Below are 19,653 nucleotides of genomic sequence, written 5' to 3'. Positions count from 1 at the left end.
CTGAGGGCGCTTCCGGAAAACACGGCGCGCCTCCTCGCGCGTGCACCAAGTCGGAGCGCGGGGTAGCTATACCCTCCGGAAGCGACATCAGGGTGCCCGAAGCGAAGCGAGGGTGGGTTCCCCTGTAGGAGCGGAGGAAGGGTATAGCGTACCCACCCAAGCCAGCCCCTCCAGAAAACGGGGGAGGGCGCCTTCACAGGCTAAGCGAGTATCCTAGAAGCTTCGTATCCCCGAACCGAAACGAGAAAAAGCGTGGAAATCCTGCTGTACGCTGTGGGCATTATCCTCATGGCAATCGCTATTGCCGTCTCGATTGCCCTGCACGAGGTGGGGCACCTGGTGCCCGCGAAGCTGTTCAATGTGCGCGTCCCGCAGTATATGATTGGCTTCGGTAAGACCGTGTTCTCTTTCCGTCGCGGCGAGACCGAGTACGGTTTCAAGGCGATCCCGTTGGGCGGTTACATTTCGATGATTGGCATGTACCCGCCGAGCCCCACCGAGGTGAAGGAGCACCATACGGAGGGTCATTCGGGGAGTACGAGCCCCTTCGCGTCCTTGGCTGAGGAGGCGCGTGCGGCGGACGCCGAGCGCATGCAGCCCGGCGACGAGGACCGCCTGTTCTATAAGCTGCCGGTGCTCAAGCGCATGGTGATTATGCTGGGCGGCCCGACCATGAACCTGCTGATTGGTGTGGTCTGCACGGCTATTTTGGTGTGCGGTTTCGGTACGGCGCAGGTGACGAATAAGGTTTCGGCAGTGTCTGAGTGCGTGCCGAGCGTGAGCGTGACCCATGATTCGATCAGCTACGGCGAGTGCACGGATAAGTCCACCCCCTCGCCCGCTAAGGCTGCCGGCGTGCAGGTGGGTGACCGCGTGGTTGCCGTGAACGGCACGTCGACGGGTTCGTGGGAGGCGGTGTCTTCGGCGATTCGTGCGGCGGGTTCTCACCCGAGCACCCTGACGGTGGAGCGTAATGGTCAGCGCCTGGACCTGTCGGTGACTCCGGTTGAGATGATTCGCCCGGTCTCTGACGGTAAGGGCCAGTACGCGCGTGCCGAGGACGGCTCGATTGCGACGACCCGCGGCGGTTTCGTGGGCGTTTCCCCGTCGAGCGAGCTGGTGCCCGGTTCCATTACCGAGGTCCCCGGAATTGTGGGGGATACCCTCGCCAAGGTGGGCACCTCGATGCTTTCGCTGCCGCAGCGCGTGTGGGATCTGGCGGTGACACTGGTGACCGGTGGTGAGCGTAGCGCCGAGTCGCCCGTGTCGGTGGTGGGTGTGAGCCGCATTGCCGGTGAGGTGACGGCCACCGACCGCATCGACCTGAAGTCGAAGGCCGCGATGCTGGTCTCGCTGGTGGCGAATATGAACCTGATGCTTTTCGCGTTCAATCTGATTCCGCTGTTGCCGCTGGACGGCGGCCACGTGCTGGGCGCCCTCTGGGAGGGCGTGCGTCGCTTCTTCGCACGCCTGACCGGGCGTAAGGATCCGGGCCCGTTCGACCCGGTGAAGCTTCTGCCGCTGACCTACGTGGTGGCGGGCGCGTTCATCCTGATGTCGGTGGTGCTGATTATCGCCGACGTCGTCAAACCGATCACCCTTTTCTAAGGGGGATGTTTCGCTCTCTTCGCACTGCCTAAAAGATGTGATGTTACGCGCGGTAAGGGTACCCGTATTAGTGGTTTCTTTCGTGTCAGTGGCACAATAAAAAGCTGAAAGAAAGACGCATAACCGTCTTTCACAACTCATGTATGGAGGAAAACCTTGTCGGTCAGCCTTGGTATGCCGAAGCCCGCTCCCGCGGTTCTGTCCCCGCGTCGTAAGACTCGCCAGTTCAAGGTGGGCTCCGTGGGTGTTGGCTCTGAATCTCCGATTTCCGTGCAGTCGATGACGACCACGAAGACCCACGACATTGGCGCGACCCTGCAGCAGATTGCGGAGCTGACCGCTGCCGGCTGCGATATCGTGCGTGTGGCCTGCCCGACCGATAAGGACGCCGAGGCTCTGCCCATCATCGCCAAGCAGTCCCGCATCCCGGTGATTGCCGACATCCACTTCCAGCCGAAGTACGTGTACGCCGCTATTCAGGCTGGCTGCGGTGCCGTGCGCGTGAACCCGGGCAACATCCGTAAGTTTGACGACCAGGTCAAGGAAATCGCTCAGATGGCTTCGGACCACGGCACTTCTCTGCGCATCGGCGTGAACGCCGGTTCGCTGGATAAGCGTCTGCTGGAGAAGTACGGCAAGGCCACCCCGGAAGCCCTGGTGGAGTCCGCCGTGTGGGAGGCTTCGCTCTTCGAGGAGCACGGCTTCCACGACTTCAAGATTTCCGTGAAGCACAACGACCCCGTCGTGATGGTGGAGGCGTACCGCCAGCTGGCTGAGCGCGGTGACTGGCCGCTGCACCTGGGCGTGACCGAGGCCGGTCCGGCGTTCCAGGGCACCATTAAGAGCTCGGTTGCGTTCGGTATTCTGCTGTCCGAGGGCATCGGCGACACGATTCGCGTGTCCCTCTCCGCTCCTCCGGTGGAGGAGGTGAAGGTGGGCTCGAAGATTCTGGAGTCGCTGAACCTTCGCCCCCGCAAGCTGGACATCGTGTCCTGCCCCTCCTGCGGTCGTGCGCAGGTGAACGTGTGGGAGCTGGCCGAGAACGTGACCAAGGGCCTGGAGCACATGAAGGTTCCGCTGCGCGTGGCCGTGATGGGTTGCGTGGTGAACGGTCCGGGTGAGGCTCGCGAGGCCGACCTGGGTGTGGCCTCCGGTAACGGTAAGGGCCAGATTTTCGTGAAGGGCGAGGTCATCAAGACCGTGCCCGAGGATCAGATCGTTGAGACTCTGATTGAGGAGGCAACCCGCATCGCCGCCGAGATGGAAGCTTCGGGCGAGTACGTTCCCGAGGGTTCCCCGGCCGTTTCGGTGAGCTAATCGGCTAGCCCCCAACCCATAAAATTCATGCACGCGAAGGCGTCCTCCACGCGAGGGCGCCTTCGCTATTTTTCTTCATCCCGGCTGATTTCTTCGTCCCGTGAAAGAAACCAGGTCGCCGAAGCTGCTTTGCCCGGCGGCGACAGCGTATTCTTGGAGTACGCGCTTTTGGGCGCGTGTATCCGCTCACTCTCACCCGTTATCCGTTCATGTTCACTCATTTTTTCTCCCGCTCTCCCTTCCGCCGCAGGCCGCGGCACGCACAGGAGGCCCCTCCCATTCCCGAGCCGCACGACCCCTTGAAACACCAGGTGTTCGTCCTGGACACCCACTGGCGCGACGGCCTGGAGGAGATTCTCTTCGGGGACCCAATTCCGAACCTGTACCCCATCGAGCACTACGCGGCCGTTCCGCTGCCCAAGTCGGCTCCGCCCATCCCCCTGCAGCACTACCAGGGGTTCGTGGGGTGCGCCCGCGGCGACACGCTGTGCTGCGTGGTGCTGCTGGGCTCGAATGTGGTGCCGGTGCGCCTGTGCTGCGCCTACGAGGAGGTTCCCGGAGGCGGTGATTGCGCCGAGGAGGGGAGCATCGGCACGCTGCACCGTGACGCCCTGGCCCAGCTGCTGTTGCAGGTGGGGGCGCGCACGGACTCGATTTTTGGCGAGAGCGATTACGTGATGCCCCTGTGGGAGCGGATGCAGCAGATGGCGGAGGAGACGGAGAAGCCTTCCTCGAGCGTTCCGCTGCTACACCTGATTCAGCCGAGCCTGAGCGATGTCTACGATCCGCGCACGCGCGTGCTTTCGGAACGGCCCGTGCAACCGCTACTCTACCTGCCCCCGGAGGAGGACCTCTCTGCCCTCTACGAGGCGCCCCTGCCCTCCCTGCCGGAGAACCTGCCGCCCCCGCAGGATCCGCTGGAGCTTGACCGCCCGGTCGAGAGCGTCGGCTACGCGCGCCTGGCCACCGTGGAGGATGAGGAGCGGCTGCTAGTCGCGGCGGCCGCCATGTTCACCGAGGAGGTGGGCTTCGACCCGATTGCCCGCTACGGTGACGGCTACCGCGCCCGCCTGCACGGGCTGATTCGCGCGAAGCGGTGCGCTATCGTGACGGACGCCTCCGGCCGCGTGATTTTTAAGGCGGACGCGGGCATCGCGAGCCTGGACACCGCGCAGGTGCAGGGCGTGTGGATGCACCCGGACTACCGCGGCCTGGGCCTGGCAAAGCCCTTCTTCGCGGCGGCCTCGCGGGTGCTGCAGCGCCGCTACAGGCACCTGAGTCTCTACGTGAACGACTACAACGCGGCGGCGGTGGCCCTGTACAGCGGCGCCGGTTGGGTGCCGATTGGCCGGTTCTCGACCATCATCTTTGAGAATTAGCCGCTCGGACGGTTGCGGGGCACCGCGCCGCCGTTCCCGGGCTTTACGAAAACGCTATAGAATTAAAGACGACTGTGCCCTCCGGCGGGCGTGCCGCCCGCGCGAGAGGCACCCAGACTTCACCTACCGACCTTTTCAAGGAGAATCGTGGTACTTCGCCTTTCCAATCTCTTCGTGCGCACCCTGCGCGAGGATCCCGTAGATGCCGAGGTCGCCAGCCACAAGCTGCTGGTTCGCGCCGGTTACATTCGCCGAGCTGCTCCCGGCGTGTACACCTGGCTGCCCCTGGGCCTGAAGGTACTGCGCAAGGTCGAGAACATCATTCGCGAAGAGATGGATGCCATCGGCGCGCAGGAGGTGCACTTCCCCGCGCTGCTGCCCCGCGAGCCCTACGAGGCCACGAACCGCTGGGACGAGTACGGCGATAACCTCTTCCGCCTCAAGGACCGCAAGGGCGCCGACATGCTACTGGCCCCCACCCACGAGGAAATGTTCACCCTGCTGGTCAAGGACCTGTACTCCTCCTACAAGGACCTGCCGGTCTACCTGTACCAGATTCAGACCAAGTACCGCGACGAGGCGCGCCCCCGTGCCGGCCTGCTGCGCGGCCGCGAGTTCGTCATGAAGGACTCCTACTCCTTCAACATCGACGACGAGGGCCTGAACGAGGCGTACATGGCTCACCGCGCCGCATACCAGCGCATCTTCAAGCGCCTGGGCCTGGAGATCGTCATCGTGACCGCACAGTCCGGTGCGATGGGCGGCTCCCGTAGCGAGGAGTTCCTGCACCCGACCCCCATCGGTGAGGACACCTTCGTGCGTTCGGCCGGCGGCTACGCGGCAAACGTCGAGGCCGTGACCACCGTGGTTCCCGAGGAAATCGAGATCACCGAGTCCACCCCGGCGGCAATCGTCGTGGATACCCCCGATTCCGCAACCATCGAGACTCTCGTCGAGCGCATGAACGAGCTGCACTCCGAGAAGCTCGAGGGCACCCTGGAAGCCTCCCAGACCCTCAAGTGCTTCCTCGGCACCGTCATCACCCCCTCCGGCGAGCGCAAGGTCTTCGCCGTGGGCGTTCCCGGCGACCGCTCCGTGGACCTGGGCCGCGTCGAGGTCAACATCGGCGCGCTGCTGGGCATCGGCGGCGAGGTCGAGGTTGAGACGGCCAGCGAGGAGGACCTGAAGGCCTACCCGCAGCTGGTCAAGGGCTACGTTGGCCCCGGACTGAGCCTGGATGCGCCCCTGCTTGGCGCGCACTCCGAGGACGAGGCCGCCGTAGCTTCCGCAACCGGCATCCCCTTCTTCGTGGACCCGCGCGTGGTACGCGGTACCCGCTGGGTGACCGGCGCTAACGAAGAGGGCAAGCACGTGGTGAACCTGGTCTTCGGCCGCGACTTCACCGCCGACGGCGTGCTGGAGGCCTGCGAGGTGCGCGAGGGTGACCCGGCACCGGACGGCTCCGGCGAGCTGGTGGCAGCCCGCGGTATCGAGATGGGTCACATCTTCCAGCTGGGCCGCAAGTACGCAGAGTCCCTGGGCCTGAAGGTTCTGGACCAGAACGGCAAGCTGCAGACCGTGACCATGGGCTCCTACGGCGTGGGCGTGACCCGCGCGCTGGGTGCCGTCGCCGAGGGCAACCACGACGAGAAGGGCCTGATCTGGCCGCGCAACCTGGCCCCGGCCGACGTGCACATCGTCGTCACCGGCAAGGATGAGGCTTCTCACTCCTACGCCGACGAGCTGAGCACCTCCCTCGAGGCCGCCGGCGTGCAGGTTCTGCTGGACGACCGCCCCAAGACCAGCCCCGGCGTGAAGTTCGGCGACGCCGAGTTGCTGGGCGTTCCGACCATCCTGGTGATTGGCCGCGGCTTCAAGGACGGCGTGCTCGAGCTGAAGGACCGCCGTAGCGGCGAGGCTCGCGAGGTGTCCGCTGAGAACGCGGTGGCCGAGGTCATCGCAGAGGTCAAGGGAGAATAACCGTGGCGTACAAGCCGAAGCGTTCCGGAACCAAGAAGAGCGCCCCCAATGCGCGCGCTCGCCGCGCAGCATCCCGCGCCGCGAACGGTGTGAACACCTCGCGCACCCGCGCCGAGCGTGAGCCCGTGGTGGATGCGCCGGTGCGCGTGGGCACCCGCGCGATCCGCGAGGAGGAGGTCGCCGAGGCGATTGCCCCCGTCCTCGAGGAGTTCTCGCTCGTGCTGGAGGGCCTGAAGATTTCGGGCCCGGCCGCCAACCGCACCGTGAAGATTACGGTGGACTACACCGCCGAACGTACCGATTCGCTGTCGCTGGATTCCCTCGCGGAGATTTCCGGTGCGATTTCGGGTGCTCTCGATCGTGCGGATGCGAACGACGAGTTCTTCCCCTACGAGCTGGAGGTCTCCTCGCCGGGCGCAACCCGCCCGCTGAAGGAGCACCGCCACTGGGAGCGCGCCCGCACCCGCCTGGTTGCGGTCACCGCGCCCGACGGCACCGAGTACCTGGCCCGCCTCCTCGAGGTGCAGGACGAGGGCCCGGTCCTGGCGCGTAAGAAGAACACCAAGAAGGGGCAGAAGGAGTCGTACCACGAACCGGCTTTGGTTGCGTGGGAAAATATCGGTTCTGCGCATGTCGAAATTGACTTCAATTCTCCGGTTGAACCGGTAGAATAGAGACACTAAAGCTCTAGGCACGGGCTGTTCCGTGCCGGGTATATACCGTTCGGGAGCCGGGGCGCGGAGAGCGTCCCGGCGCCGTGCTAACTGGGAAAGGCTGAAAAGCGTGGAGGATATTAAAACTATTGACCTGGGCGCACTGCGCGCATTGGCGAAGCAGCGCTCTCTCGTCATGGAGGAGCTCTTCACCCTGGTTGAGAACGCCCTGCTGCTCGCGTACCTGAAGCAGCCCGGCGCCATCAAGGGTTCGCGTGCCGTCATCGACCGCACCACCGGCGAGTTCGTGATTCTCGCCCCGGAGCTCGATGAGAACAACCAGAAGATTGACGAGTTCGACGACACCCCGAACAACTTTGGCCGTATCGCTGCCGCCACCGTGCGCCAGGTGCTGTCCCAGCGTCTGCGCGACGCCGAGGACGCCTCCGTGCTGGGCGAGTTCAAGGACCGCGAGGGCACCCTGGTGTCCGGCGTGGTTCAGCAGGGCAACAACCCCCGCATGGTCCAGGTCGACCTGGGCACCGTCGAGGCCGTTCTGCCCGGTAACGAGCAGGTTCCCGGCGAGAAGTACCCGCACGGCACCCGCCTGCGCGCCTACCTGGTGGAGGCACGCCGCGGCCCCAAGGGCCCCTCGATCGTGATTTCCCGTTCGCACCCGAACCTGGTGCTGCGCCTGTTCGAGCACGAGGTCCCCGAGATTTCCGAGGGCCTGGTCACCATTAACTCCATCGCCCGCGAGGCCGGCCACCGCTCGAAGATTGCCGTTTCGGCAAAGAACCCGACCATCAACGCTAAGGGCGCCTGCATCGGCGATATGGGCGCCCGCGTGCGCGCCGTGGCCGCCGAGCTGAACGACGAGAAGATCGACATTGTTGACTACTCGACCGACCCGGCAACCTTCATTGCTGCGGCACTGTCCCCGGCCAAGGTCACCGAGGTAATCATCGCGAACCCGCGCGAGTACTCCGCCCGTGCCGTGGTGCCGGATGACCAGCTATCCCTGGCCATCGGTCGCGAGGGTCAGAACGCCCGCCTGGCCGCGAAGCTGACCGGCTGGCGCATCGACATTCTCTCCGAATCGAAGTACGCCCAGGTGCGTGCCGAGGAGGAGGTCGCCGCGCGCGTGGCACGTAGCCTCGCCGAGGAAGCCGCCGCCGAGCAGGCCGGTGAAGAGGCAGAGGTAGCAGCCGTTGAGGCGGCAGCAGCCGTTGAGGCGGCCGCCGACGCCGAGTAAGGCAGACCAGCATCCGTCCGCGTAAACCGCGGAGGGGAGGTAGGCGCAGGGTGCCGGGGGAGACCCCGCGCCCTGCGCCTACCTCACATTTTTACCCACAAAAATCAAAAACGGGATACACTATTAAGATGTGCCGGAACACACCGGACGCTCTCGCGCGCCCTGGATTCGCTCCGGCCCAGGCATTAAACGCGCATCGTATCGGGCTCCGACAGAACATAAGGAGGGCAGAGCCGTGACCCAACCGGTCCCCAGCGACGCCTCCGTTCGACCGCCGATTCGCACCTGCGTTGGGTGCCGCACTCGCGATGAACGGCGAAATCTGCTGCGCATCGTGAGCGTTCAGCCCGCCTCCGATGAGGCCGGCACCCCGCGATATCTACCCGATACCGCGGGAACGATGCCCGGGCGAGGCGCTTGGATTCACCCGAGCGAAGCGTGCGTGGCCGCTCTTGAGAAGAAGAACGGCCTGGCCCGCGCCTTCAAGAGGGCGGTACCCGCCGCCGCGTTGAAGGCCTGCTGCGAGCAGATTCGAGCCGTCCTGACGGCGCGCGAGTCCTCGCCAGAAGCCGCACCCGGCACCGCATAGCCCCTGTTAGTCAACGAGTTTGACGACTTCTTATCTGAAAGCGAGTCAGAAAACTGATGGATATCTAATGAGTGCCGCGAAATGAGTACCTTCCCGTGCTCACCCACCGGTAACTTCACGAATTGGCGCGCCCCTCGGCGCGCACCCCGTATACATTAGAGTCCGCACCTATCCCGGTGCGGACCGGGATAGGAGAAAATTTGGCTCAGCCTCGAGTACACGAGTTTGCTAAAGAGGTAGGCGTACCTTCCAAGGAAGTTATCGCCAAGCTCAAGGAGATGGGCGAGTTCGTTAAGAGCTCCTCCTCCACCCTGAACCCCATGGTGCTGAAGAAGCTGCGCGCGGCGTACCCCGCCAAGCAGTCTGCTCCCGCGGCAGAGGCCAAGGCAGCGAAGCCGGCTCCCAAGCCGGCCGCGAAGCCCGCCGCCGCAAAGCCGGCAGCACCCAAGCCTGCAGCCGCACAGTCGGCCCCCAAGCCCGCAGCGAAGCCCGGCGCCAAGCCGGCCGCTCCGAAGCCGGCCGCAAAGTCTGCAGCACCCAAGCCCGGTGGCCCCCGCCCCGGCAACAACCCCTTTGCCCCGCAGCAGGGTATGGCCCGCCCCGAGGCCGCTCCGAAGCCGGCAGCACCCAAGCCTGCCGCTCCGAAGCCCGGCCCCAAGCCCGGCCCGCGCCCCGGTAACAACCCCTTCGCACCCCAGCAGGGCATGAAGCGCAATGGTGGCGACTCGCAGCGTTCAGGCGGTCCCCGTCCGGCACGTAACGGTCGTCCCGGTGGTAACGGTGGCCCCCGTCCCGCGGGCGGCGCACGTCCCGGTGGTAACGGCGGTCCCCGTCCCGCCGGTGGCGCACGTCCCGGTGCACAGCGTTCCTCCGGTGGTGCACGCCCGAACCCCTCGATGATGCCGAAGGTATCCAACGTTGGTGGCGGCGCATCCGGCTCTAACAACGGTGGCGGTAACGGCGGCGGCGCACGTCGCGGTAACGGCGGCTTCAACCGCGGTCCGGGTCGTCCCGGCCCCGGCGGCCGCGGCAACGCCCAGGGCGCATTCGGTCGCGGTGGCTCCAAGCGTAAGGGCCGCAAATCGAAGGCAGCTCGCCGCCACGAGCAGGAACAGCTGAACGCACCGGCACCCGGTGGCGTGGTTGTTCCTCGCGGCGACGGCTCGACCGAGATTCGTCTGCGTCGCGGCGCCTCCATCATGGACTTCGCCGAGAAGATTGGCGCAAACCCGGCCTCGCTGATTACGGTGCTCTTCCACCTGGGCGAGATGGCTACCCAGACTCAGTCCCTCGACGAGGACACCTTCGAGCTGCTGGGTGCCGAGCTGGGCTACGTCATCAAGATTGTGTCCCCCGAGGACGAGGAGCGCGAGCTGCTCGAGTCCTTCGACATCAACCTCGAGGCAGAGCTTGAGGCTGAGGGCGAGGACGTTCTCGAGGTTCGTCCCCCGGTCGTGACCGTCATGGGCCACGTCGACCACGGTAAGACCCGCCTGCTGGACGCCATCCGCCACACCAACGTTATCGAGGGTGAGGCCGGCGGCATTACCCAGCACATCGGTGCGTACCAGGTCCACACCACCGTTGAGGGCGAAGACCGCGCGATTACCTTCATCGATACCCCCGGTCACGAGGCGTTCACCGCTATGCGTGCCCGCGGTGCGAAGGTCACCGACGTGGCCATCCTCGTGGTCGCAGCGGATGACGGCGTGATGCCCCAGACCGTTGAGGCTCTGAACCACGCCCAGGCAGCTAACGTGCCGATCGTGGTTGCCGTGAACAAGATCGATAAGGAAGGCGCGTCCCCGGAGAAGATCCGCGGCCAGCTGACCGAGTACGGTCTGATCCCCGAAGAGTACGGTGGCGACACCATGTTCGTGGACGTCTCCGCACGTAACGGCACCAACATCGACGAGCTGCTGGAGGCGGTCACCCTGACCGCCGACGTGCTCGAGCTGACCGCTAACCCGAACAAGGAAGCCCGCGGCGTGGCCATCGAGGCCAACCTGGACAAGGGCCGCGGTGCGGTTTCCACCGTCCTGGTTCAGTCCGGTACCCTGCGCGTTGGCGACGCCATTGTTGCCGGTGTGGCACACGGCCGCGTCCGTGCAATGTTCGACGAGAACGGCCAGGCTGTGAAGGAAGCCGGCCCCTCCCGCCCCGTGCAGGTGCTGGGTCTGTCCACCGTGCCGCGCGCAGGTGACACCTTCCTCTCCACCGAGGAAGAGCGCACCGCCCGCCAGATCGCTGAGAAGCGTGAGGCAGCCGACCGTAACGCCCAGCTGGCTAAGCGTCGCAAGCGCGTCACCCTGGAGTCCTTCGACGCCGCCGTGGCCGAGGGCAAGATGGATACCCTGAACCTGATCATCAAGGGTGACGTCTCCGGTGCCGTGGAAGCACTGGAAGAGTCCCTGATGAAGATCGACGCCGGTGGCGACGAGGTTCAGCTGCGCGTCATCCACCGCGGTGTGGGTGCTATTACCCAGAACGACGTGAACCTGGCAACCGTGGACAACGCGGTCATCATCGGCTTCAACGTCCGCCCGGCAGAGCGCGTGGCCGAGCTGGCCGACCGCGAGGGTGTCGAGATGAAGTTCTACTCGGTCATCTACCGTGCGATCGAAGACATCGAGCAGGCCGTCAAGGGCATGCTCAAGCCCGAATACGAGGAGGTCGAGCTCGGCTCGGCAGAGATCCGCGAGGTCTTCCGCTCCTCCAAGTGGGGCAACATCGCAGGTTCGATCGTCAAGAACGGCATCATCAAGCGCAACGCCAAGGCACGCCTGGTGCGCGACGGCTCCGTGGTGGCAGACAACCTCACCATCGAGTCGCTGCGTCGCTTCAAGGACGACGCTACCGAGGTACGCGAAGGCTTCGAGTGCGGTATTGGCCTCGGCTCCTTCAACGACATCAAGGAAGGCGACATTATCGAGACCTGGGAGATGCGCGAGAAGCCGCGCGTCTAAGGCTCCCATGCTGATGCGCCCGTGACCCGCACCCCGCCCGCAGGTACCCGGTTCCGTGACCGGAGGCCAGCGAGCGGGGGAGCGGGGGCGGGCGCTTTCCGCATCCTGCCCCCAACCCATAGAATTTTTGTATCTAGAATTCCCTCCTCGAGATACCGACATCTCGAGGCGACCGCCCACCCCGCTTCGAAATCCACCGGAACCAACCGGAACCAACCGGGGCCCGGGCGGCCCCATCAACCGCAGACAAGGAGAAACACATGGCTGACGCAGCCCGCGCGGCACGACTTGCAGACCGCATCAAGGTCATCGTGGCGAAGGCCCTCGAGCGCCGAGTGAAGGACCCCCGCCTCGGTTTCGTGACCGTCACCGATGCCCGCGTGACCAACGACCTGCAGCACGCAACCATTTACTACACGGTGCTCGGCTCCGAAGAGGACGCCGCCAACACCAAGAAGGCCCTCGAATCGGCTAAGGGTATTCTGCGTTCGGAGGTGGGTAAGAACATCACCGCGCGCCTGACCCCGACCCTGACCTTCGTGGCCGACGAGGTGCCCGAGAACGCCTTCCACATTGAGTCCCTGCTGCGCGAGACCCGCGAGCGCGACGCCAAGCTGGCCGCCGCCGCCGAGGGCGCGCAGTACGCCGGCGACGCCGACCCCTACAAGAAGGACGAGGACGAAGCGGACGAGGACGCCTAAGTGGCCAAGAAGCAGCCCCAGGGCCCCTCGGGCCTGATGGTTATCGATAAGCCCGCCGGGATGAGCAGCCACGACGTGGTTTCGCGGATGCGCCGCATCGCCGGAACCCGACGGGTCGGCCACGCCGGTACCCTGGATCCGGCCGCGACCGGTGTGCTGATTCTGGGCGTGAATAAGGCGACGAAGCTGCTGACCTACCTGGTGGGCCAGGACAAGACCTACGACGCCACGATTCGCCTGGGCATCGAGACGCTGACCGAGGACGCCGAGGGCGAGCACACCGCCGCCCACCCCGAGGCCGTGGAGGCCCTGACCGCCATGGGCCCCGAGCAGATGCGTGCGCGCATCCTGGAGGCGGTGGCCGGCCTGCGCGGTGACATCATGCAGGTTCCCTCCGCGGTGTCCGCTATCAAGATCAACGGGGTGCGTTCCTACGCGCGTGTGCGCGGCGGCGAGGAGGTTGAGCTTCCCGCCCGCCCGGTGACCATCAGCGAGTTCACGGTACATTCCGTAACTGCCGGTTTCGCCGAGTACGTCGTCGAGGACCTCGAGGGAGAGCACATGGCGACCTCGGTTCCCGTCGTGGACTGCGAGGTCACGGTTTCGTGCTCCTCTGGCACCTATATTCGTGCCCTGGCCCGTGATTTGGGTAAGGCCCTGGGCACTGGCGGTCACCTGACGGCGCTGCGCCGAACCCGCGTGGGCGCGGTGCACCTGCAGGATGCGGCCGACCTGGCCGAGCTGACGGCGCGCCGCGAGGCCTCCGAGGGGCCCCTCGAGGACCTGCCCCTGCTACCCCTGGAAGAGGCCGCCCGCCGTATTTTCGGGGCCCGCGAGCTTAGTACAGCCGAGGCGAGCGATATCTCCTACGGGCGGCGCATCGCCTCCAGCGGCGATGGCACCGTGGTCAAGCGCTCCGCCCACGCGAGCCCCGACGAGCAGGGCGCGATTCAGCACGCCAGCGTCGAGGGTATCGTGGCGGGCTTTGCCCCTGACGGCACCCTGGTGGCCCTGCTGGAGAACAAGAAGCAGCGCGGGAAGGTGCAGGCCGCCCCGGTGCTGGTTTTTGAGGCGAACCGCTCCTTCGACTAGGAAACTTATCCTAGGGCGCTTATCCTAGAGCGCCTCTCGGATAGCTCGCCTTTCGACGCCTCCCCGCTCACTCGGGGAACCCCTCACACTCGGGGCCCGGCCCCTACACACAGCCAAACACTCGCAGACGCCCCACGTGGGGCACCCAACTCAAGGAGAGAACATGAGCGAGAACCTGACGCCCTCCGAGCGTAACGTCTCGAAGGCCGCCGCAGAAAAGGCCGCAGAGCGCGAGGCCGCGCAGAAGACCTCGCAGGCCGAACCGCACACCGCCCCGGTTCCCCGGGTGAAGGGCACCGCCGGTGCCGCCGAGCAGGAGACCAATATTTCGGCGGCGAAGGATCCCGAGGGCGTGCGCGTGAGCCCTTCGGCCTCCGCGAAGCCCACCGCCTCCAAGGCCGAGAAGAAGGCAGACAAGAAGGCCGAGAAGAAGGCGACCCGCGAGGCTTTCGCCCGTCCCAAGAGTATTGAGGAGGCGGCTAAGCCTCAGAACCGTGCGGCCTTCCGCGCGGCCGTGGCCCTGTACGGCCTGTTCATGATTGCCTACGGCCTGTGGCAGGTCTTCGGCGGTGTGTCGGCCGTGCCCGACGCCCCGACCGATTTCGCTAACTCCTCGGTGCAGTCGAACTACGTCTTCTTCGCCTCGACCTACGTGGGCGTGGGCCTCTCCTTCGTGTTCATCGCCCTGAAGTTCAAGTGGGTGAACATGCTGGCCTTCTCGTGCCTGGTGGTGTTCCTGGGCGGTGTGGGCCGCATCCTGTCCTGGGTGAACTTCGGCACCCCGAACTGGATTCTTATCGTGCTGATGGTGACCGAGCTGGTCATCCCGCCCTGCCTGCTGGTGTGGTACGGCTGGATCAACAAGTCCAACGCAATCCGCCAGGAGATGCTTAACGCATCCCGAACCCAGCCCGCCGCGGCTGCCAAGGGCCGCAAGTAGGCTCGTATGCGCCCGGGAGGGCCCCGAGAGGGGCTCGTCCCGGGCTTTTTCGGGGCGCTTGCCGAGCCCCCGTTCCATTCTCTAGCGATGAGTGCCCGCTAATTCTTTATCCTGCCGCCCGTGGTCTAGGATGGAGAGGTACATTTAACTTTTCAGGAGAGCCCGTGACCCTCTACACCGCTTTGAGCGACGTCCCCGCCGGCTATGGCCCCTCGGTCGTGACCATCGGCAACTTTGACGGCGTGCACCGTGGGCACGCCCGCGTGATTTCACGCGTGGTGTCCCTCGCTGAGGAGCACGGTCTGCGCTCCATCGCGGTCTCGTTCGACCCGCATCCCATTCAGGTGCACCGCCCCGAGGTGGCCCACCACGATATCATGAGCCAGGGCGCTCGCCGCCACTACATGTGCCTGCTGGGCCTGGAGGACTACCTGCTGCTGCACTACAGCCTGGAGTTTGCGCAGCAGACCCCCGAGGAGTTCGTGAAGACCACCTTCGTGGACGGCCTCAATGCCCGCTACGTGGTGATTGGTGACGACGTGCGCTTTGGCCGTAACAACTCGGGCGACCTGAACACGATGCGTGAGCTGGGGGAGAAGTACGGCTTCGAAGTCGTGGTCGTGGAGGACCTCATGGTGGATGAGAACACCCGCTGCTCCTCGACACGCATCCGCCAGCTGCTGCTGGAGGGCGACATGCCGGCCGCGACCGAGCTGCTGGGCCGCCACCACATGATGGCCGGCGAGGTCGTGCACGGTCTGGCGCGTGGCCGCGAGCTGGGCTTCCCGACCGCGAACCTGGACTTTGAGGCGCGAGGCTTGCTGCCCGCGGACGGCGTGTACGCCGGCTGGCTCGTGGATGAGGCGGGTACCCGCCACCCCTCCGCCATTTCGGTGGGTACGAACCCGACCTTTGACGGCATCGAGCACCGCCAGGTGGAGGCGCACGTGATTGACCGCCCCGAGGAACGCGTGGAAGACTTCAACCTGTACGGTCAGCACGTGCTCATCGAGTTCGTGAAGCGACTTCGCCCCATGGTGGCCTACACCGGTGTGGAGGCGCTGATCGAGCAGATTAACGATGACGTGGCCAAGACCCGCGAGGTGCTGGCCGAGGATGCGAAGACCTACTGCCCGCCGGAGCGTTCCGTGCGGGGCGAAAAGGATTCCGAGAAGAAGTCCGAGGCGGAGAGTCTCGAGGCGTAGGTCGCGGACGAAAGCCGCGGTCAACATCCCGGCGCTGACCCGCGCGTCGCATCCGGCACCTCACGCGTAGAACGCTTGAACCCCGGCGGCAGGTTTCGTACCTGCCGCCGGGGTTTGTCGTACCCGCATGGCCCCGGTGCTCAAGCGTTCTCAGCCCTTCGTGAGACCGGGGACGCGAAACGGCAAAGTTAAGAGAAGATAGAGTCATGGAAAAAATGAACGTCGAATCCTTCAACCTTGACCACCGTGCCGTTAAGGCCCCCTACGTGCGCATCGCCGACCGTAAGGTGCTGCCCGGTGGCGACACCCTCATCAAGTACGATATCCGCTTCACCCAGCCGAACACCGCGCACCTGGAGATGCCGACCGTGCACTCCATCGAGCATCTGAGCGCCGAGCACATGCGCAACCACACCGACCGCCTGATTGATTTCTCCCCGATGGGTTGCCAGACCGGCTTCTACGCGCTGACCCTGGGCCTGGAGCCCGAGGAGTTCTTCCCGATTCTGGAGGCAACCCTCAACGACATCCTCAACGCGACCGAGGTTCCGGCGGCGAACGAGGTGCAGTGCGGTTGGGGCGCCAACCACACCCTCGAGGGTGCGCAGGTTGCGGCCCGCGAGTTCCTCGCGGCACGCGATGAGTGGGCGCAGGTGATGGCGTAGTGAGCGAGCAGATTCCCGAGGCCTTCACCGCCGCCTTCAACCCGGTGGACTTTGACCCGAACGCTTTTGACCCGGCTGAGGCGTTCAACAGCATGTTTGAGCTGATGGACGGCATGTCCAACGCCATCATCATTCAGGTTGCCATGGACGAGGAGCTCGCACCATTCCTGAAGGTGACCGAGGAGCTGCAGCCCTCCTTCACCGAGGGCGCCGCCCAGTTCCACCCGCGCTACCTGCAGGTGGGCGAGGACCAGGTGCCCCTGCTGCTGGTTCGCTCCAAGATTGGTCTGGTGAATGCGGCGAGCGCCGTGACAGAGGCGATTAGCTACGCCTCAAACTGCCTGGGCGTCATTAGCGCAGGTACCGCCGGCGGTTTGGCGCGCGGCATTAACGTGGGCGACGTGCTGATTGGCGAGAACTACACCTACACTGACGCCGACGCGACCGCGTTCGGTTACGCGCGCGGCCAGGTTCCGGGCATGCCCGAAAGCTACGACGGCCAGGCGGACGAGTGGCAGGACGCCCTGGCGCACGCCCTGGCCGCCCTGGAGCCTGCGCGCACTGCAGAGAAGGCCGAGGGCTCGTGGCAGGTGCGCCGCGGCCAGATGCTTGCGGGCAACTCCTTCGTGACCGCCCACAACGTGAAGGACACCCGTGAGGCCTTCGAGGGCGCCATCAGCACCGACATGGAGACCACCGCCATTGCGCAGGTCTGCCACAACTACGAGATTCCGTTTATCGGGGTGCGTTGCGTGTCTGATCTGTGCGGCCCGGAGGCCGATCAGGACTTCCACCTCTCCGTGGATGTTGTGGCCCCCCGCTCGGCGCGTTACGCCCTGCAGCTGGCCGCAGAGCTGTGGACCGAGGCCGAGCTGGAGGACCTGGAGCTGGCTCTCTAAAGCTCTAGAGCATGCGGCACAAAGTGAGCTCGCATGCGGCAAGTGCCGGGGCGTGAACCTGACGGGTTTGCGCCCCGGTTCTTTTGTGCCGGTATTTTTTGTACCGGTCCTTTTGTGCTGGTCCTTTTGCGTCCCAGTCTTTTTGTGCCCCAGTCTTTTTGCGATCAGGCACTTTGACGTATCCGGTCCGTAAGAAATGCAGAAATATTAACCGCGGTGAATATACATTCTGTGTGTCGTGGAGTACTATAAATGAGGAAACTATCCGATCTCACAGAGGAGTACGTCGTGAAGTTCTGCCCGACTCTCGCCTCCGTCACCGGTCTGCTCGGTGGCTACAAGGTTGCATCGAGCACCGGCATCCGCCCGCTCGGTGGCGCTGTCCTGGCACTGTGCGGTGCCGTGGCTTACAAGAATTGGAAGCGTAAGGCTGGCGCAGGCCGTGCCACCTTCCTCACCGCTCTCTACCTCGGCGCGTTCGGCGCCGCTCATCCGCTCGCCAAGAAGATTGGCGCGTGGCCTGCAGTCTACACCGTGACTGCTGTAACCGCTCTGTCCTCCATCATCATTGGACGTAAGCGACAGAAGTAGTCTTTGAATAAAAGACGGCGGAAAGGCAACGTTGCCTTCCCGCCGTCTTTTGCGTTCCGCCCGGCTTCTTGGCCGCGGCGGTGACGCACGGGGCGAGGCGTGAAGGCAACACCTTCTGCGCAACGCCCCATCGCTCGATGGGGAGTGAATACGGCGACGTCGACCGGCGCCGCACGTAATGTGCAAGACATACCCGCCACAAGCGGGCAACCCCCACGAGGTAAAGGAAAATGGCACAAACCAACCCGACCCCGGACGCATCGGTAACGCTGAGCAGCCCCGAGAGTGGACAGCTCTCGCGCGGCCTCTCCCTGCGCCACATTATGTTCATCGCCCTTGGCTCGGCCATCGGCACGGGTCTGTTCTACGGCTCCGCTTCCGCGATTCAGCTGGCCGGCCCCTCCGTACTGCTGGCCTACGTCATCGGCGGCGCGGCGGTGTTCATGGTGATGCGTGCGATGGGTGAGCTCGCCCTGGCGCACCCGGTCGCCGGCGCGTTCTCCGAGTACGCGACCCTCTACCTGGGCCGTTGGGCCGGTTTCGTGACCGGCTGGACCTACGCCCTAGAAATGGCGCTGGTGGCTGTCGCGGACGTGACCGCTTTCGCCGTGTATATGAAGTTCTGGTTCCCGGATAGTCCCTCGTGGATTTGGATTGTCTCGGTGTTGCTGATTCTGCTCGCCATTAACCTGGCGAAGGTCAAGGCCTTCGGCGAGGCAGAATTCTGGTTTACGCTCGTGAAGGTCAGCGCCATTATCGCCATGATCGTCGGCGGCATCGCCCTGCTCTTCGTGGGCGTGCAGGCGCACGAGGAAGTCGGCCCCTCGGTCACGAACCTCTGGGCACTGGACGGCGGCTTCTTCGCGAACGGCTTTACCGGCTTCCTCGCCTGCTTCACCGTGGTGATGTTTGCCTTCGGCGGTATCGAGAACATCGGCATCGCCGCGGGTGAGGCGAAGGATCCGCGCACCTCGATTCCCAAGGCGATTCGCACGGTGCCGTTCCGCATCCTCATCTTCTACGTGCTGACTCTCTCAGTCATCATGTCCCTGTACCCCTGGTACTCGGTCTCGAAGGAGAACTCGCCGTTCGTGCAGATCTTTGAGGGCCTGGGCATCCCCGCGGCCGCTTCGATTCTGAACGTGGTCATCATTACCGCCGCCATCTCGGCCCTGAACGCCGATGTGTACGGTGCCGGCCGCATGATGTACGGCCTGGCCAAGCAGAAGCTGGCCCCCGCATCCTTCGCGAAGGTCACCAAGAACGGCGCTCCCTGGATGACCACCCTGCTCATGGTACTGGTCATGGCGGTCGGTGTGATTGTGAACGTGCTCTTCGAGAACGCCTTTGAGGTGGTCGCCTCCCTGGCAACCTTCGCGACCGTATTCGTGTGGGTCATGATTCTGCTGGCGCACATTGCCTTCAAGCGCAGCGGCGCCGATACCGAGGCGCAGCCGGTACGCCAGCCCCTGTGGCTGAGCTACCTGGCGTTGGCGTTCATGATCTTTATCGTGGTGCTCTTCGGCTTCTTCGCCGACACCCAGCTGGCGCTGGTGATGGGTGCACTCTGGTGCCTGTTCCTGCTGGGCTACTACCGCCTCGTGGTGGTGCGCGCTCGCGCCGCGGCGTAGGCACTCAAGCCATCGGGCACCCGGCGGTAGCGGCTGCCGGGTAGCGCCCGTGTGAACGTTCGCCTCGAAAGCCCAGCGGCCGGTAGTGTGATGAGCTACCTGCCGCCGGGCTTTTGTGCGCTCTTCCGCGAACGCGTCCCGGTAGCGTAGAATGGGAAGAACGCGTCTGCAGTCCGCAGCAG

Annotated in this window: 17 protein-coding genes; 16 read left to right on the top strand and 1 reads right to left on the bottom strand. The window is 64.9% G+C overall.

Features of this window, described 5'->3' with window-relative positions; genetic code table 11:
* The first annotated feature begins 252 nt into the window (after window positions 1-252).
* A complete protein-coding gene (locus tag HMPREF2674_RS04665; RefSeq protein ID WP_070824951.1) occupies window positions 253-1,608 on the top strand; it encodes a M50 family metallopeptidase in 1,356 nt (451 codons plus the stop codon).
* 174 nt (window positions 1,609-1,782) lie between these two features.
* Entirely contained in the window at window positions 1,783-2,925 is a 1,143-nt protein-coding gene (gene ispG / locus HMPREF2674_RS04660; protein ID WP_049332807.1) for a flavodoxin-dependent (E)-4-hydroxy-3-methylbut-2-enyl-diphosphate synthase, read from the top strand.
* A gap of 65 nt (window positions 2,926-2,990) precedes the next feature.
* On the opposite strand, the gene HMPREF2674_RS09395 is transcribed toward ispG, so the two are convergent.
* On the bottom strand, window positions 2,991-3,146 hold the full coding sequence (locus HMPREF2674_RS09395; protein WP_168168037.1) for a hypothetical protein: 156 nt from the start codon (window positions 3,144-3,146) through the stop codon (window positions 2,991-2,993).
* Between the two features lie 90 nt (window positions 3,147-3,236).
* On the opposite strand from HMPREF2674_RS09395, the gene HMPREF2674_RS04655 reads away from it, so the two are divergent.
* The 14 genes from HMPREF2674_RS04655 to HMPREF2674_RS04590 all read left to right on the top strand — a co-directional run bounded on the left by HMPREF2674_RS04655 (window position 3,237) and on the right by HMPREF2674_RS04590 (window position 19,471).
* Window positions 3,237-4,304, top strand: a complete 1,068-nt coding sequence (locus tag HMPREF2674_RS04655) for a GNAT family N-acetyltransferase (protein WP_246826177.1) — start codon at window positions 3,237-3,239, stop codon at window positions 4,302-4,304.
* A 147-nt stretch (window positions 4,305-4,451) separates the two neighbouring features.
* The gene (locus HMPREF2674_RS04650; RefSeq protein WP_070824950.1) at window positions 4,452-6,284 is read left to right on the top strand and encodes a proline--tRNA ligase; all 1,833 of its coding nucleotides are present in this window, start codon (window positions 4,452-4,454) and stop codon (window positions 6,282-6,284) included.
* 2 nt (window positions 6,285-6,286) lie between these two features.
* Window positions 6,287-6,958: a ribosome maturation factor RimP gene (gene rimP / locus HMPREF2674_RS04645; RefSeq protein ID WP_070482831.1), complete on the top strand. Its 672-nt coding sequence runs from the start codon at window positions 6,287-6,289 to the stop codon at window positions 6,956-6,958.
* A gap of 109 nt (window positions 6,959-7,067) precedes the next feature.
* Window positions 7,068-8,192, top strand: coding sequence for a transcription termination factor NusA (nusA, locus tag HMPREF2674_RS04640; RefSeq protein ID WP_070824949.1), 1,125 nt, complete (start codon window positions 7,068-7,070; stop codon window positions 8,190-8,192).
* Between the two features lie 235 nt (window positions 8,193-8,427).
* Window positions 8,428-8,781, top strand: coding sequence for a YlxR family protein (locus HMPREF2674_RS04635; RefSeq protein WP_070482825.1), 354 nt, complete (start codon window positions 8,428-8,430; stop codon window positions 8,779-8,781).
* Window positions 8,782-8,981: 200 nt separating this feature from the next.
* Entirely contained in the window at window positions 8,982-11,747 is a 2,766-nt protein-coding gene (infB, locus tag HMPREF2674_RS04630; RefSeq protein ID WP_070824948.1) for a translation initiation factor IF-2, read from the top strand.
* 260 nt (window positions 11,748-12,007) lie between these two features.
* Window positions 12,008-12,448 carry a 30S ribosome-binding factor RbfA gene (gene rbfA, locus HMPREF2674_RS04625; protein ID WP_049332795.1) on the top strand — a complete coding sequence of 147 codons (441 nt, stop codon included), beginning with the start codon at window positions 12,008-12,010 and terminating at the stop codon, window positions 12,446-12,448.
* Window positions 12,449-13,540 (top strand): tRNA pseudouridine(55) synthase TruB, encoded by a 1,092-nt coding sequence (gene truB / locus HMPREF2674_RS04620; protein WP_049332793.1) that lies wholly within the window; start codon window positions 12,449-12,451, stop codon window positions 13,538-13,540. It begins immediately after the preceding gene.
* Between the two features lie 163 nt (window positions 13,541-13,703).
* Window positions 13,704-14,480 carry a DUF4345 domain-containing protein gene (locus tag HMPREF2674_RS04615; RefSeq protein ID WP_049332792.1) on the top strand — a complete coding sequence of 259 codons (777 nt, stop codon included), beginning with the start codon at window positions 13,704-13,706 and terminating at the stop codon, window positions 14,478-14,480.
* Window positions 14,481-14,644: 164 nt separating this feature from the next.
* On the top strand, window positions 14,645-15,685 hold the full coding sequence (locus tag HMPREF2674_RS04610) for a bifunctional riboflavin kinase/FAD synthetase (RefSeq protein WP_049344374.1): 1,041 nt from the start codon (window positions 14,645-14,647) through the stop codon (window positions 15,683-15,685).
* 206 nt (window positions 15,686-15,891) lie between these two features.
* Entirely contained in the window at window positions 15,892-16,350 is a 459-nt protein-coding gene (locus tag HMPREF2674_RS04605) for an S-ribosylhomocysteine lyase (RefSeq protein ID WP_049344376.1), read from the top strand.
* The gene (mtnN, locus tag HMPREF2674_RS04600) at window positions 16,350-17,249 is read left to right on the top strand and encodes a 5'-methylthioadenosine/S-adenosylhomocysteine nucleosidase (protein WP_049344378.1); all 900 of its coding nucleotides are present in this window, start codon (window positions 16,350-16,352) and stop codon (window positions 17,247-17,249) included. The genes HMPREF2674_RS04605 and mtnN overlap by 1 nt, the downstream gene beginning before the upstream one ends.
* A gap of 252 nt (window positions 17,250-17,501) precedes the next feature.
* Window positions 17,502-17,840 carry a hypothetical protein gene (locus HMPREF2674_RS04595; RefSeq protein WP_070824947.1) on the top strand — a complete coding sequence of 113 codons (339 nt, stop codon included), beginning with the start codon at window positions 17,502-17,504 and terminating at the stop codon, window positions 17,838-17,840.
* Window positions 17,841-18,070: 230 nt separating this feature from the next.
* The gene (locus HMPREF2674_RS04590) at window positions 18,071-19,471 is read left to right on the top strand and encodes an amino acid permease (protein ID WP_070824946.1); all 1,401 of its coding nucleotides are present in this window, start codon (window positions 18,071-18,073) and stop codon (window positions 19,469-19,471) included.
* Window positions 19,472-19,653 lie beyond the last annotated feature (182 nt).

The organism is Rothia sp. HMSC062F03, assembly GCF_001836905.1.
GTDB lineage: Bacteria > Actinomycetota > Actinomycetes > Actinomycetales > Micrococcaceae > Rothia > Rothia mucilaginosa_A.
The sequence above is the reverse complement of the archived record's forward strand: the minus strand, read 5'-3'. Positions and strand labels throughout refer to the sequence as shown.

Excerpts from the sequence above, each read along its gene's own strand:
- HMPREF2674_RS04605 (WP_049344376.1), top strand. The coding sequence starts at position 15,892 with ATGGAAAAAATGAACGTCGAATCCTTCAACCTTGACCACCGTGCCGTT.
- HMPREF2674_RS04590 (WP_070824946.1), top strand. The coding sequence starts at position 18,071 with ATGGCACAAACCAACCCGACCCCGGACGCATCGGTAACGCTGAGCAGC.
- rbfA (WP_049332795.1), top strand. The coding sequence starts at position 12,008 with ATGGCTGACGCAGCCCGCGCGGCACGACTTGCAGACCGCATCAAGGTC.
- HMPREF2674_RS04595 (WP_070824947.1), top strand. The coding sequence starts at position 17,502 with ATGAGGAAACTATCCGATCTCACAGAGGAGTACGTCGTGAAGTTCTGC.
- HMPREF2674_RS09395 (WP_168168037.1), bottom strand. The coding sequence starts at position 3,146 with ATGAGTGAACATGAACGGATAACGGGTGAGAGTGAGCGGATACACGCG.
- HMPREF2674_RS04615 (WP_049332792.1), top strand. The coding sequence starts at position 13,704 with ATGAGCGAGAACCTGACGCCCTCCGAGCGTAACGTCTCGAAGGCCGCC.
- ispG (WP_049332807.1), top strand. The coding sequence starts at position 1,783 with ATGCCGAAGCCCGCTCCCGCGGTTCTGTCCCCGCGTCGTAAGACTCGC.